This window comes from Chryseobacterium pennipullorum (assembly GCF_003384725.1).
Lineage (GTDB): Bacteria > Bacteroidota > Bacteroidia > Flavobacteriales > Weeksellaceae > Chryseobacterium > Chryseobacterium pennipullorum.
In genome coordinates, this window is record NZ_QNVV01000002.1 from 247882 (window position 1) to 262424 (window position 14543).

Genomic DNA, 14543 nt, shown 5'->3' on the forward strand with positions numbered 1-14543 from the left:
CGCTGGTATAAAATTTAAATATGAAAAAAAAGCTGGTTCTGTTTTCGTTGCTGATGGCACAGTTGATTTGTGCTCAAAGCTATTCCCGATACGTCAATCCATTCATAGGAACCGGAGGGCATGGCCATACCTTTCCAGGGGCAACAGTGCCTTTCGGAATGGTCCAGCTTTCTCCGGATACCAGAATAGATGGAAGCTGGGATGGATGCAGCGGCTACCATTACTCGGATTCTGTGATCTACGGCTTTTCTCATACCCATCTCAACGGAACAGGGGTTTCCGACTACGGAGACATCATGCTGATGCCTACAATGGGTACACCGTCTTTGAGTAGTAAAGAGTACTCATCAAAGTTTTCACATAAAAACGAAAAGGCTACAGCCGGATTTTATTCGGTAAGGTTGGATAAAAATAATATTGATGTTCGTCTTACCACGACCAAAAGAGTCGGATATCATGAATATACGTTCAATAATGCAGGAAGTGCCAATATTATTTTGGATCTGAATCACCGGGACAAGCTTCTGGAAGGAGAGGTTAAAATAATCGATGATAGAACTGTTGAAGTATTCAGGAGAAGTGAGGCATGGGCTCTCAACCAGTACATCTACGCCCGGATTGAGTTTTCAAAACCAGTGAAAATTTCCCGTAAAGAAGTTAACGGAAAAGATGAAAATAATCACTTTACAGGAACAGAGCTGGCACTGGCTTTTTCTGCTTCCGTTAAAAAAGGAGAAAAGATCAGTGTCAAAGTAGCTCTGTCACCAACCGGTTATGAAGGAGCACGAAAGAATATGATGGCAGAAGGGGGGGCGGAAGATTTTGATACGGTAAAAAAGCAAGCGGAAACCGTTTGGGATAAAGAACTTTCTAAAATAGAAGTAACGTCTGAGGATAAAAATAAACTTTCTGTTTTTTATACGGCACTGTATCATGTTTTCAGTCAGCCCAATATCAATATGGATGTTGACGGAAGATACAGAGGCCGGGATAATAAACTTTACACTGCGAAAGATTTTGAGTATTACACGGTATTTTCACTTTGGGATACTTTCAGGGCTGCCCATCCCCTGATGACTTTGATCGACAGAAAAAGAACAGCTGATTTTATCAATACTTTTATAAAACAATTTGAACAGGGCGGAAAGCTTCCCGTGTGGGAGCTTGCCTCCAACGAAACCGAATGTATGATCGGTTATCATGCCGTTTCCGTTATTGCTGATGCCATGTCCAAAGGAATTAAAGGGTTTGATTATGAAAAAGCATATCAGGCTTCCAAAAGCTCAGCCATGCAGGATATTTTTGGTCTGAATGCTTACAAACAGAATACCTACATCAGCATTGATGATGAACCTGAAAGTGTTTCCAAGACTTTAGAATATGCGTATGATGACTGGTGTATTGCCCAGATGGCTAACATTTTAGGCAAAAAAGAGGATTATCGCTACTTTATGAAACGTTCTCAAGGCTGGAAAAACCTGTATAACCCTAAAAACGGCTTTATGCAGCCAAGAAAGAATGGAAATTGGTATGAGCCATTTGATCCGAGAGAAGTGAACAACAATTATACGGAAGGCAATTCGTGGCACTATTCCTATTCTGTACAGCAGGATATTCCGGGACTTATAGCTGCCCATGGTGGGAAAGAAAAGTTTGAACAGTTTATCGATGCTATTTTTGCTGCTCCGGATACAACAACAGGCAGAGATCAGGCAGATATCACCGGCCTGATGGGGCAATATGCACAGGGTAATGAGCCCAGCCATCATATTGCCTACCTATACAATTTTGTAGATAAACCAGAAAAAACAGACGCCAAAATTAAATATATTCTTGATCATTTCTATAAGAATACTCCCGACGGACTGATCGGAAATGAAGACTGCGGGCAAATGAGTGCATGGTATATCTTAAGCTCTTTAGGAATCTATGCGGTCACACCGGGATTACCGGAATGGCAAACCACTACGCCCTATTTTGATGAGGTTAAAATCCATCTTGAAGATGGCACGACCAGAATCATTACGAAAAATACGGCTAAAACAGAGCTCAAAAGATTGGGGTTTGAGAATGTGCAGCCTGTCAAGGATCTCAAATATGCCCAATTAACACCTTCCCCAGTCATTTCAGCAGACAGGGTTTTTGATTTTTCCACTAAAGTTGAGATCACGCCGCTGAGCCCACATGATAAAGTCTATTACATGACGATGGATGAAAGCGATGCCAACAAAAGAAAAACATTTATCCCTTACAGAGGTCCTGTAACGGTTACTACATCCACCCAGATTATGGCATACGCTGAAAGAAACGGCGAGAAAAGTGCTGTAACTAGAGCCCAGATCAACAGAAGACCTAATTACTGGGACATTAGTGTTCTTTCCAAAGCTACTACTCAATATACAGCTGGCGGAAAGCTAGCGTTAATCGATGGAATCCGGGGCGATATCAACTGGAGGAAAGGCGAATGGCATGGATACCAGGGACAGAATTTTGAAGCGGTTATCGATTTTAAATCACCTCAGCAGATCACCAAACTGTCTTCCACTTATCTTCAGGATAGCAAAGCATGGATTCTGATGCCCAAAAAAGTGGAATATTACGCTTCAATGAACGGCAAAGATTATATTCTTCTGGAAACAGTCACCCATGATATCGATCCGAAAGATGAAAAAGTTCAGACCAGAGATTTCGCCACTGAAATTCTTCCTACAGAAGCCCGATACCTTAAGGTAAAAGCCTATCATTTCGGAAAACTTCCGGAGTGGCACCAGGGAGCAGGAGGCGAAGCCTATATCTTTATTGATGAAATTTCTGCACGATAATTTAACGTGGAAAAAGGAAGTATGAAAGCAAAAACAGATAATGACCTGCTTCGTGAAGTTTTTGGTCGAAAGCTAGCCATCAACAGTTAATCAATAATTGCAGACTGACCACCGCTCAAGCAGAAACTTTCATCGTCCTGCATTCACGTTCAAGCTATAAAAAATGCCCTCCAAAATTACGGAAGGCATTTTTTTTCTAATTCAGTTTTTCAGACCATTTCAAAGCTTCTGGAAGTTCCCTATCTGAAAACTCGATGTGGATTACGCGTCTTTTCTTTCCGTTGGTTGTTCTGTTTGAGCCGTGAAGGGTAAGCGGTTTCATGATCATAATGCCGCCTTTTTCTACCATGCAGATTTCTTCTGTTTCTTCATTCCAATTGATGCTTTCAGGTCTGTAGATTCCTTTAGCATGGGAGTTTGGGATAACTTTTAAAGCTCCGTTATTTTCATCCGTATCATCCAGGTGGATTCTGATCGTATATATATTTTCCAAAATATCTAATGGAGGCTGCACCGCAAACTGATTTTGCTTAGTCGTCCAGGGACCGAAGCCCGGTAAGTCCATTTTCTTATCCACAGAAATAGTAAGATCCTGATGATACGCAACATACCAGTTGGAAGTTTCAGGTTTGTCAAAATAAATACTCTTCACTACAAAATATTTCTCCCCAAAAATTTCTTTAACAACTTTTTGAATATTATCATTAAAAATGAGATCCCTGATCTCTGGGATTTCTTTTAAAAACTGCCTTATCGCAAAAAGGTCCTTAGATTTCCTGAAATTCTCACGGGAGGTATCTATATGGTTAAGAACATCAATTATTTTCTGAATTTCTTCATCAGAAAAAATGTGATTGATAACAGAAAAGCCATATTCGTGAATATGGCTTTTATATAATTCTAAGTTTTCTAGACTCATTATTTTATTTAAATTTTATCTAAAGGCTCAGTTAATTGTCCCTCCCATTTTGATACGGCAGAAGTGGCCAGTGTATTTCCTAATACGTTGGTCATACTTCTTCCCATATCACAGAAGTGGTCGATTGGCAGAATTAAGGCAATCCCTTCCGGTGGAATCCCAAACATAGAGCAAGTAGCAACAATAATAACCAGGGAAGCTCTCGGAACCCCTGCAATACCTTTTGAAGTAAGCATCAGGACCAGAAGCATAGTGATCTGCTGTCCAATCGTCATCTCAATCCCGTAAATCTGTGCAATGAAGATCGAAGCAAAGGTCATATACATCATACTTCCATCCAGGTTAAATGAATATCCTAAAGGCAGGATGAAAGACACTACCCTGCTGTTGCACCCGAATTTTTCAAGCTCTTCTACCAGTTTTGGGAATACCGCTTCCGAACTTGTCGTAGAAAATGCAATCAGTAAAGGCTCTTTAATTCTTTTCATGAGATCAAAAAGACGGTTTCCTAAGATAAAATAACCTACGATCAGAAGAACGACCCAAAGTACTGCCAGCGCAAAGAAAAAGTCTCTCAGATAAATGGCATAAACTTTAAATATTTCAAATCCATTGGTAGCAACTACTGCTGCAATAGCTCCCAATACTCCTAATGGAGCAAACCACATGATATATCCAACCATTTTCAGGATTCCATGTGCCATGATATCAAAAAGTTTTACCACAGGTTTAGAATATTCTTCGCCCAAATTAGCCAGGGCAACACCAAACATAATGGCAAATACCACAATCTGCAATACTTCATTGGTAGCAAAAGCTTCGAATAAACTTTTAGGAATCATATGCTTCACAAAATCTTCAAGGGAAAAGCTCTTGCTGCTTTTCAAAAGCTCTTCAGCAGAGGAAACATCCTGTATCGGCAGTTTTGTTACATGTCCAGGCTCAAGCCAGTTCACGAGGATCAACCCTATAAAAAGTGAAATTAAAGAAGCTGAGATAAACCAAAGCATGGCTTTTGTTCCTACCCTTCCAATCATTTTGATATCACTCATTTTGGCAATACCCACTACCAGTGTTGTAAAAACCAATGGCGCAATAATCATCTGTACCAACCTGATAAAAACGGTTCCCAGCAATTTGATATTATTGGAAAAAGGTGCTGCGCTTTCCGGATACTTTACATGTACAACGCCTCCGATTCCTACTCCCAGGATAAGCGCAATGATAATTGCTATAAAAAGTTTATTCTGTCCTTTCATATATATAGTTCAATTTGCGCAAATATAATGGTTTTTCAATTGGCAGAAGATTTTCTTCGAAGCGTATTAATTTTCCATTAAGTTTTTAATCCCTGAAAATTAATTCTCTGGTTTAGAAAATATTGTAAAAAATTTAAGAAAGATTTATTGAATTTTTATTCTTTTGGTACAAATTTTATTGTTACATTTGAGAGTATAACAACATTAATAAATATACAATATGAAAAAAACTATCGCAATGGCTGCATTAGCTGTAGCTGTATCTTTCGGGGCAGTTTCTTGTAAAAAGAAAGTTTCTGATGCCGATCTTCAGACTCAGGCTACAACTGTAGTAACTTCTAATCCCAATGCTTCTGTTGAAGTAAAAGAAGGAGTAGCTCACCTAAGCGGAACTTTCGCAGATCAACAGTCTAAAGACGCTATGATTGCACAATTAAAAGCAATCAATGGGGTTAAAGATGTAATGGATATGTCTACTGTAGCTGCTGCACCGGCACCTGTAGAAACTAAATCAGCTGTAGATCCTGTAGTTCAGAAAAAAGTTCAGGATGCTGTAAAAGACTTCCCTACGGTAAAAGTAGAAGTAATCAATGACGAGCTTACTTTAACAGGAAATGTATCCAAGGAGCAGGCTAAAAAAATCAAGCAGTCTGTAGACGCTTTAAAAGTGGGTAAAGTAAAGTATAACTACACGGTAAAATAATTTAAGATGAGCACATTACAAGATAAATATTCAAGCGTAGTTTCAGCAGCGCAGTCTGCAGGAATTTCAAACCTTCAGGTTCAGGAGCAGGACGGTATTCTTTATGTTTCCGGAGCAGCTTCCAACACCGCAGCTAAAGACGCAGTATGGAATGCTTTAGGAGCTATCGACTCTACTTATTCTGCATCCGACATCAATATCGATGTACAGGTAGCAGGTCTTTCTTCAGGAGCTTCTTTAACGGTAGCCACTGAAGATTCTAATCTTAATATCAGACAGGAGCCTTCTACTGAAGCCGCTGTAGTAGGTAAAGCAGCAAAAGGTTCTGCAGTTACCTTAATCGAGCAGACTTCTGATGACTGGTGGAAAGTGAAAACTGCCGATGGCCAGGAAGGATATGCATATTCCAGATATCTGAGAGCATAAAATAATTTTTTAGAAATATTTCTATAAGACATCCCTATATTGGGATGTTTTTTTATTTTTACTCCTTTGAAGAACCGATGAAGAAAATCTTACTGCTATTGCTACTAATGTGTAATTTTTTGATTGTAGATGCTCAGAAACTGCACATTGAAGGAAAAGTACATGATTCAGGAAAAAAACCACTGGAAAATGCTACGGTCTATCTGCTGAAGATCAAAGATTCTTCCATTGTCAATTATACAGCCACCAATAAAGAGGGTAAATTTTCGTTGAAAATCGATGAGGTGAATGAACCGTCAATTCTGAAAATTGATGCTGATCAGTTATTGTATTCGAAGACATTCGAAAATATTGACCGTTCTTTGACGTTAGGAGATATTGAGCTTGAAAAAAAGCCTGTGATCAATATTGACGAGGTAAAAATCACGATTTCGCCGGTAAAGGTAAAAAAGGATACGATCGAATTCAATGCTTCGGCTATTAATGTACGTCCTGACAGCAAAATTGAAGAACTGCTGAAACAGATTCCGGGAGTAGAGGTAGGCAATGACGGAAAAATTACAGCCAATGGAAAAGAAGTAGACCAGATTATGGTTAATGGAAAACCTTTTTTTGATAAGGATGGCAAAATTGCCCTGCAAAACCTTCCCGCAGATATCATTAAAAACATACAGCTTACCACCACCAAGACAAAGGAAGAAGAACTTAGCGGAAAGCCACCGAAATCACAGAATACCACCATCAATTTTAATATCGATGAAAAGAAAAACAAAGGGCTTATTTCAAGAATTACTGTGGGCTACGGATCAGATAAACGGTATGAGGGAAACGCACTCATCAGCTATTTCAAAGGAGATACCAAGATAAGCCTTCTGGCCTCTTCCAATAATATCAATTCAAAAAGTATCTCTGCTGATGATGTTTTTGATAATATGGGAAGCAGGGGCTATGGATCCCAGAAAAGTGGCAGCGGTATTGAGAAGTCTTCTACAGTTGGGGTTAACTACAATGACAAGCTTGGAAATGATTTGGACCTGGACAACTTCAGCCTTAAGTATTCAACCTCAGAAAAAGAAACACGTTCCAAGGTTTCTAAAAATACACTTCTTCCTGATTATACCCTGAAAACCAATTCTGAAAGTAATGGGCAGAATGAATCAAGACAATATACTTTCGACAGCTCGGCCAGAATAAAACTGGATTCATTGACCAATATTTACATCGCGCCCTCGTTTTCAAAATCAGAAGATTTCAGCTTCAACAGATCAAAATCTACCTCTTCAAGAGATGAAAGAATGCTAAATGAAAGCGGCTCTTCAAGTAGTAATAAAGGAGAAAGCAACACGTTCACTCCCAATATCTATTTTTCCAAAAACCTGAAGAAAAAAGGTCGCCTGATCTCTGCGGTTGTAAACACCACTATTTCCGAATCAAAAAATGACGATATCAATCAGTCACAGAATACATTTTATCAGGAATCAGGAACAACTACTGATAACCGGGACCAGCAACAGAAAAGCAGAATACAGAACAATTCATACAGCTTCAGTGCGGGATATACAGAACCTATCTCCGATTCCGCAATGGTAAGTGTCCAGCTGCAGTATAGTTCAAAACTGTCAAGAAACATAAAGGATTTTAATGATTTTGATCCGGCTACCGGACAGTACTCAAAATACAATATTCTTCTTTCCAACAGCATGGATCAAAGAATTAATCAGATCTCACCTGAACTTTCTTTTATGCTTTTTAAGAAGAAATTTAACACCTGGGCAACCGTTAATCTTGATATCTCGGATATGAAGGTAGGCTCCGTGTATCAGGGGCAGCAATATGATCTTCAGAAAAGCTTTGTTCTTCCGCGGTATGCTGTCAATTTTCAATATGCTTTTTCTGACCGCAAAAGGCTGACGCTATCTCATTTTTCCAGCTTTAATATCCCGGGAGTGGAACAGCTCATTCCATTCAAAGATGAGTCTGACCCGCTGATCACCTATACCGGAAATCCTGACCTTAAAAATACATGGACAACCACCAATACGATTTCCTTCAACGACTTCAACATTATCAAGAAGTTCAACTATTATATCAACGCGGGATTCACCTACAAAAACAATGATGTCATCAGATTTTCCCGATATGACAATTCTGGAAAACAAATCGTTACCTACGATAATATAAGCGGAAATAAAAATCTCAACGTCAGTACAGGTCTTAGCAAAACCTTTAAATGGAAAGATCACAAGCTGACCATTAATCCTAGATTTAACATGAATTATAATTTCAATAATGGCTTTATCGACGGACAGGCCTACAAAAGCAATTCGTACAGCTTAAACCCGGGATTGAATATGAGCTATGAAATCAAGGATAAATTTATGATCAAACCTTCATATAGGCTTGGATACAGCTTCTCAAAATATTCCAACTACAATGTAGGTCAGGTAAATACAGCCAATCAGTCACTGAAGCTGGAACTAACCAACTATCTTTTTCAAAGCAGATTCGTCTTTGGTAATGACTTTGAGTACAATACCAATTCCAATATTGCTCCAGGATTCAAAAAAGACTTTTATTTCTGGAATACAAGCATAGGCTATTCCTTTTATAAAAAACAATTTACTGCCAAAGTAAAGATTTACGATGTGCTGAATCAAAACCAAAGCGTGAGAAGAACGATCACCGATTCTTATTTCGAAGACCGTGAAGAACTTATTCTTAGGCGGTATATTATGTTTTCGCTGAGTATGAAGCTAAATAAGTTTGTCGGAAAAAAAACGAAAAAGAGCTAACACCCTACATTTATATTTTCTTAATAATGGCCGGATCTCCGGCTATTTCTCGATTACAAGGCTTACTTTTCCAATCACAAAAAGACAAAAAATTTCCAGCATCAAGTTTTTAAATCTCAGACTTTGTTCGCAAGTGTTTTAGAATTATCCCATTTAACTAAAAAAAATACAACCATACTTCATTTTTAGAGGAAGATTCATACGATACGCTACGAAAAGAGTATATTTATTTATAAATTAGCCGTAAATTTTTTTCTATGAAAACCCCTATTTCATTTTTCTTCATTCTTCTTTTCATTCTCGGAAAGGCTCAAAAGACTGAACAGAAAGATCCATTCGTTAAGGATAATTTCACTAAAAAGGAATTCTATATTCCGATGCGTGATGGAGTAAAGCTTTTTACAGCAGTGTATATTCCAAAAGATATTTCAAACAAAAACAAGTATCCTTTCCTGATGCAGAGAACCTGCTACAATATCGCACCGTACGGAGAAAATGAGTACAAAACAAAGCTTGGCCCAAATACTTTCCTGATGAAAGACAAGTATATTTTTGTCTACCAGGATGTCCGCGGAAGATATATGAGTGAAGGAACTTTTACCAATATGACTCCACAGGTGGAACGTAAGAGCAAAAAAGATGTGGACGAAAGCACAGATACCTACGACACCATCGAATGGCTTTTAAAGAATATTAAGGATAACAATGGTAAAGTAGGACAGTTCGGGACATCGTATCCAGGATTTTATACTGCTGTCGGTACTCTGGCGCAGCATCCGGCGTTGGTAGCATCTTCTCCTCAGGCTCCGATTTCAGATTTCTGGAACGATGATTTCCTTCACAATGGGAGATTTATGCTGGGCTACTTCCGTACCTTCCCGGTCTTTGGAGTTCAGAAAACAAAACCGGAAAAACAAGCTTGGTATATGGATTCTTTTGTAAAGCAGACTTCTGAAGATGGTCTTAAATTTTACAGAGACATGGGAACTTTAAAGGACGGTTATGAAAAATATTACAAGAATAATTTCTTCATGACAGAAATTATGAATCACACCAACTATGATGAATTCTGGCAGAAAAGAAATCTCCTTCCCCACCTGAAAAACATCAGCCACGCGGTAATGACTGTTGGTGGATGGTTTGATGCAGAAGACCTTTCGGGACCTCTGAATATTTATAAGACCATTGAAAAAACCAGTCCCAAAGCAAAAAACACCATTGTAATGGGGCCTTTTTCACATGGCGGCTGGTCCCAGGAGCAAGGGAAACATTTTCACAGTGAGACATATTTTGGAGACAGTATTGCAACGTATTACCAGAAAAATGTAGAAACAAAATTCTTCAGCCACTATCTTAAGGGCAACACCAAAGAAGATGCCGGACTTCCTGAAGCTTTGATGTATGATACAGGAGCTAAAGAATGGAAAGAATTCGCTTCTTATCCTCCTAAAAATGCTCAGAAAGTTAATTTTTACCTATCCGACAAAACCCTAAAGAAAACATCAGGACAAGGGTATTCAGAATATTACAGTGATCCCTCTAATCCTGTTTTAAGTTCTGACCATTTCAAAGATTTCAATGGTTTTACCCCTAGAAATTATATGTCTGAAGATCAGAGATTCTCCGTAGGAAGACCCGATGTATTGACATTCACAACTGACGTATTGACGGAAGATATTACTTTTGCTGGAGAAATTATGGCTAAGCTGAATATCGCCTCTTCATCTACTGATGCAGATTTTGCTGTGAAGCTTATTGATGTTTATCCTGAGGATTTCAAGCCTGTAGAAAAGAAAGATGGAGTTGTCTATGGAAACTATCATCAGATGGTGAGAAGTGAAATCATGCCTGCAAGATTCAGAAATACGAGAGAAAAAGGAGAAGCCTTGATTGCGAATCAAAAGACTGCTGTAAACTTCAGACTTCAGGATGTGGTTCACACATTCAAAAAAGGGCATAAAATACAGATACAGATCAGCAGTACGTGGTTCCCGCTTTTTGCGGTCAACCCACAGAAATTTTTGGATAACCCAAATTTCGCTACGAAGGAAGACTATACAAAAGCCTTTATTAAAATATATGATGACAGCTCCATTGAAGCTGAAATCTTGAAATAAACTGAAAAAGCTGTTCGTTTGGACAGCTTTTTAATTTTTAACTTCTCACTGATTGGGCTGACTTATCAAATGATTATGCTAAAAGATTTCTCTTGATTTGAAAGCTAATGTATTGTTCTGGAAATGAATACTGAATGTAGTTTATTTCCCACAGATTTCACAGATCTGCACAGATAATTGCGCGTTATAAATTTGCGTAATCTGCGAGAGTTTATTCTTCAATTGTTCTGGAAATGAATAATTGGATGTAGCTTATTTCCCATAGATTTCACAGATGTGCACGAATGATTGCGCGTTATAAATCTGCCTGATTTGCAAAATCTGCGAGAGTTTTTATTCTTCAATTGTTCTGGAAATGAATAATTGGATGTAGCTTATTTCCCACAGATTTCACAGATGTGCACGGATGATTGCGCGTTATAAATCTGCCTGATTTGCAAAATCTGCGAGAGTTTTTATTCTTCAATTGTTCTGGAAATGAATAATTGGATGTAGCTTATTTCCCATAGATTTCACAGATGTGCACGGATGATTACGCGTTATAAATCTGCGTGATCTGCAAAATCTGCGAGAGTTTTACTCTTTAATCGTTCTGGAAATGAATAAGTGAATGTAACTTATATCCCACAGATTGCACAGATTTGCACAGATTTGCACAGATGAATGCGCGTTATAAATCTACTTAATTTGCGTAATTTGTGAAAGTTTGTTACTCTTCAATTGTTCTGAACGTAAGATTCACTCTCGGGGTTTTCACTTTGGTGGTGGGTGGAAGCCTGTGAAGCCAATGGTCCTGAGTAGTGCCTTTCATAACCAGCAAACTTCCGTTTTCCAGGAATACTTCTACCTTTTCTTTGGTCTTTTTATGTTTAAATAAAAATTTTCTTTCTGCGCCAAAGGTCAGAGAAGCAATTGCCCCATGTTTTTTCAGGTCTGTTTCACCATCGCTGTGGTAGGCCATTCCTTCACTTCCGTCATGATATAAATTGAGCAGGCATGAATTGTAGGTTTCACCTGAAACTTCCTCACATTTTTTCTTTAATTCCAACAATTCCGGAGTCCAGAATCTGGCATATTTTGTCCGTTTAGAATAAGTATATTCAAAAGGTTTTTCTCCAAACCAGGCCACTTTTCTTTTGGTGAGAATTAACTTTCCAAAGATGATGGCTTCGTCATTTTCCCAGGGAATCTGGTTCAGCAAATAGGTATAAAAAGAATCAGAAAGTTCTTTAGAAAAAACCTTTCCGTAATAATGGACAGTTCCGTCATTAGGAAGTATATTGATCGGATAATCTGATATTTCTTCGAAGAGACTCATCATAATTTTTAAATTTAAATGCTTTCGTCCTGAAAAAAGTACAATGTATTTACAATTCTTCAGCTAAAAATAAATTACTCAAAATTTTTCATGAACACAATAAGAGGTATCAATAGGACCGGACTGAAATCCGTTCAATAAACAAATCCTTCGCTGTCTTTAGCCCAAACTTATCAGTGTGCTCTATATCAGGAGTAAATACGTGAACCCTCCCAACCTACGATCAGCTGTTTTCTGTCACTTCCCCAACGATAGCCTCCCCAATGTCCGCTAGACTGAATGACACGGTGACAGGGGATAAGAAATGCAACCGGATTACTTCCTATTGCGGTCCCCACTGCTCTTGAAGCCTTGGGATTTCCAATTTTTTCGGCCAGACTGCCATAAGTAGACAGCCTTCCCATCGGAATAGACAACAGGCTTTCCCAAACCTTTAGTTGGAAGTCCGTACCTTTTAAATGAAGCTTGATGGTGTTGAGTTTCGACCAGTCTTTATCGAAGATGGACAATGCATTTTTCTGGAGAGCATCCTGCTTTTCAAAAAAAGAAGCATTAGGAAATTTATGTTTCAAATTTCCCAATGCTGATTCTTTATCGGTTTCAAAAGCCATATGGCAGATTCCTTTTTCTGTGGAAGCTACCAATATGTTTCCAAAGGGACTTTCGGAAAAACTATAATTAATAGCCAGGCTATTTCCACCATTTTTATATTCTGCCGGAGACATTCCTTCTATTTTCACAAACAAATCATGTAATCTGCTTGTACTGGAAAGTCCCGTTTCGTAAGCCGTGTCAAAAAGACTTGCTTTTTCTTCTTTTAATAAACTTTTAGCGTGTTCAAGACTGATGAACTGTAAAAATTTTTTCGGACTTGTTCCTGCCCAATCTGTGAATATCTTCTGAAAATGAGCCGGACTCAAGTGAATATTCTCTGCCACTTCCTCCAAACTTGGCTGAAGCCTGAAATTGCTCTGGATATATTCTATCGCCTTGGCAATTCTGTTATAATCTATTTGATTTTGTGTGGACATTTCTTGATTGTTTTACCTCACAAATTTCCAAAGAATATACGGCAGAAAAAATCCGATTCTTGCGGAATATTAGTTGTTGTTATAAATATCGTTATAAGCCAGCATTTTGTAATATAACTTGGCAGACAGGAAAGCTGTCGGCTTAGCCATTGGAGAATCCATTAATTCTACAATATCGAATGCTACAACGTTGCATTTTTCGAATACTTTTCTTAATAATTCCAATGTTGGATACCATTGTAAACCACCTGGCTCTGGAGTTCCAGTAGAAGGAGCGATAGAAGGGTCGAAAGCATCAAGATCAATCGTAATATATACGTTCCCTGAAACTTTTTCCAACACATCATTGATCCAGTTCTCATTATTGGCAATTTCATGTGCGAAAAACACTCTTCCTTCCGGTAGGTATTCAGCTTCCTCAATATCCATAGAACGAATTCCCACCTGCACTAAATTATGCTTCTGGTTAGCTTCAAAAACTGCACACGCATGGTTTGATGTGGAACCGTGGAAATCGGGACGCAGATCTGTATGAGCATCCAGTTGAAGAACAGTCAGATTTTCAAATTTCTCCCCTACCGCACGGATAGAACCGATGGATACAGAGTGTTCACCACCGAAAAGAGTAAATAATTTGCCTTCATTGTTCAAAAGCTCTTTAGTTTTCTGATAAACAGCTTCTGTCATGGCTTCGGGAGTGGAGTTTTCAGAAACTTCTCCAGCAAGGTATACACCCTGAAGATATGGCTCTGTTTGGGTTTCAATGTCATAAAGCTCCATATTTTCTGAAGCATTTAGGAATAGTTCCGGGCCTTTGTCAGCTCCTTTACCCCATGTTGAAGTCCCATCATAAGGAACCGTTACCAACATTACTTTTGAATTCTCTAACGTTGCGTTTTCTTCGGGAATTCCTGCGTATGTTTTCATAGATAATGATTAATTAAAAAATTAAATGATTCCACAAAGATACAAAGACTTTATGAGTTGGAGTGAAAGACTGCAGGAGAGTTTGTAGGTCCTCATCCAATGGGTAATTGGCTCAAAATCTGTAAAATTTAAATCAAAAAATCTACTCCCTCACCTATTATCATAACCTCGTGGACCAGTTCATAGCCCGTAGCTCTTTATTCACTTTCCACTCTCAACTCAAATAGCT

Annotated in this window: 10 protein-coding genes; 5 read left to right on the plus strand and 5 right to left on the minus strand. The window is 38.5% G+C overall.

Annotation, left to right across the window (positions count from 1 at the left end):
* The first annotated feature begins 20 nt into the window (after positions 1–20).
* Positions 21–2822 (plus strand): GH92 family glycosyl hydrolase, encoded by a 2802-nt coding sequence (locus tag DRF67_RS03525; protein WP_115926707.1) that lies wholly within the window; start codon positions 21–23, stop codon positions 2820–2822.
* A gap of 196 nt (positions 2823–3018) precedes the next feature.
* Here the strand turns inward: DRF67_RS03525 and DRF67_RS03530 are convergent, their stop codons facing one another.
* A complete protein-coding gene (locus tag DRF67_RS03530) occupies positions 3019–3741 on the minus strand; it encodes a phytanoyl-CoA dioxygenase family protein (RefSeq protein ID WP_115926709.1) in 723 nt (240 codons plus the stop codon).
* Positions 3742–3749: 8 nt separating this feature from the next.
* Positions 3750–5000, minus strand: a complete 1251-nt coding sequence (locus tag DRF67_RS03535; RefSeq protein WP_115926711.1) for a dicarboxylate/amino acid:cation symporter — start codon at positions 4998–5000, stop codon at positions 3750–3752.
* A 220-nt stretch (positions 5001–5220) separates the two neighbouring features.
* On the opposite strand from DRF67_RS03535, the gene DRF67_RS03540 reads away from it, so the two are divergent.
* The 4 genes from DRF67_RS03540 to DRF67_RS03555 all read left to right on the plus strand — a co-directional run bounded on the left by DRF67_RS03540 (position 5221) and on the right by DRF67_RS03555 (position 11038).
* Complete coding sequence (locus DRF67_RS03540) at positions 5221–5703, plus strand: BON domain-containing protein (protein WP_115926713.1); 483 nt, start codon at positions 5221–5223, stop codon at positions 5701–5703.
* 6 nt (positions 5704–5709) lie between these two features.
* Positions 5710–6129 (plus strand): SH3 domain-containing protein, encoded by a 420-nt coding sequence (locus DRF67_RS03545; RefSeq protein WP_115926715.1) that lies wholly within the window; start codon positions 5710–5712, stop codon positions 6127–6129.
* Positions 6130–6206: 77 nt separating this feature from the next.
* On the plus strand, positions 6207–8921 hold the full coding sequence (locus tag DRF67_RS03550) for a TonB-dependent receptor (RefSeq protein ID WP_115927078.1): 2715 nt from the start codon (positions 6207–6209) through the stop codon (positions 8919–8921).
* Between the two features lie 257 nt (positions 8922–9178).
* Positions 9179–11038: a CocE/NonD family hydrolase gene (locus tag DRF67_RS03555; RefSeq protein ID WP_115926717.1), complete on the plus strand. Its 1860-nt coding sequence runs from the start codon at positions 9179–9181 to the stop codon at positions 11036–11038.
* A 709-nt stretch (positions 11039–11747) separates the two neighbouring features.
* Here the strand turns inward: DRF67_RS03555 and DRF67_RS03560 are convergent.
* The 3 genes from DRF67_RS03560 to speB form a co-directional block, all read right to left on the minus strand.
* A complete protein-coding gene (locus tag DRF67_RS03560; protein WP_115927080.1) occupies positions 11748–12356 on the minus strand; it encodes an alpha-ketoglutarate-dependent dioxygenase AlkB family protein in 609 nt (202 codons plus the stop codon).
* Positions 12357–12544: 188 nt separating this feature from the next.
* A complete protein-coding gene (locus tag DRF67_RS03565; protein ID WP_115926719.1) occupies positions 12545–13387 on the minus strand; it encodes a bifunctional helix-turn-helix domain-containing protein/methylated-DNA--[protein]-cysteine S-methyltransferase in 843 nt (280 codons plus the stop codon).
* A gap of 69 nt (positions 13388–13456) precedes the next feature.
* Complete coding sequence (speB, locus tag DRF67_RS03570) at positions 13457–14314, minus strand: agmatinase (RefSeq protein WP_115926721.1); 858 nt, start codon at positions 14312–14314, stop codon at positions 13457–13459.
* Positions 14315–14543 lie beyond the last annotated feature (229 nt).

Coding starts and splice junctions, on each gene's coding strand:
- DRF67_RS03525 (WP_115926707.1), top strand. CDS start 21: ATGAAAAAAAAGCTGGTTCTGTTTTCGTTGCTGATGGCACAGTTGATT.
- DRF67_RS03530 (WP_115926709.1), bottom strand. CDS start 3,741: ATGAGTCTAGAAAACTTAGAATTATATAAAAGCCATATTCACGAATAT.
- DRF67_RS03535 (WP_115926711.1), bottom strand. CDS start 5,000: ATGAAAGGACAGAATAAACTTTTTATAGCAATTATCATTGCGCTTATC.
- DRF67_RS03540 (WP_115926713.1), top strand. CDS start 5,221: ATGAAAAAAACTATCGCAATGGCTGCATTAGCTGTAGCTGTATCTTTC.
- DRF67_RS03545 (WP_115926715.1), top strand. CDS start 5,710: ATGAGCACATTACAAGATAAATATTCAAGCGTAGTTTCAGCAGCGCAG.
- DRF67_RS03550 (WP_115927078.1), top strand. CDS start 6,207: ATGAAGAAAATCTTACTGCTATTGCTACTAATGTGTAATTTTTTGATT.
- DRF67_RS03555 (WP_115926717.1), top strand. CDS start 9,179: ATGAAAACCCCTATTTCATTTTTCTTCATTCTTCTTTTCATTCTCGGA.
- DRF67_RS03560 (WP_115927080.1), bottom strand. CDS start 12,356: ATGAGTCTCTTCGAAGAAATATCAGATTATCCGATCAATATACTTCCT.
- DRF67_RS03565 (WP_115926719.1), bottom strand. CDS start 13,387: ATGTCCACACAAAATCAAATAGATTATAACAGAATTGCCAAGGCGATA.
- speB (WP_115926721.1), bottom strand. CDS start 14,314: ATGAAAACATACGCAGGAATTCCCGAAGAAAACGCAACGTTAGAGAAT.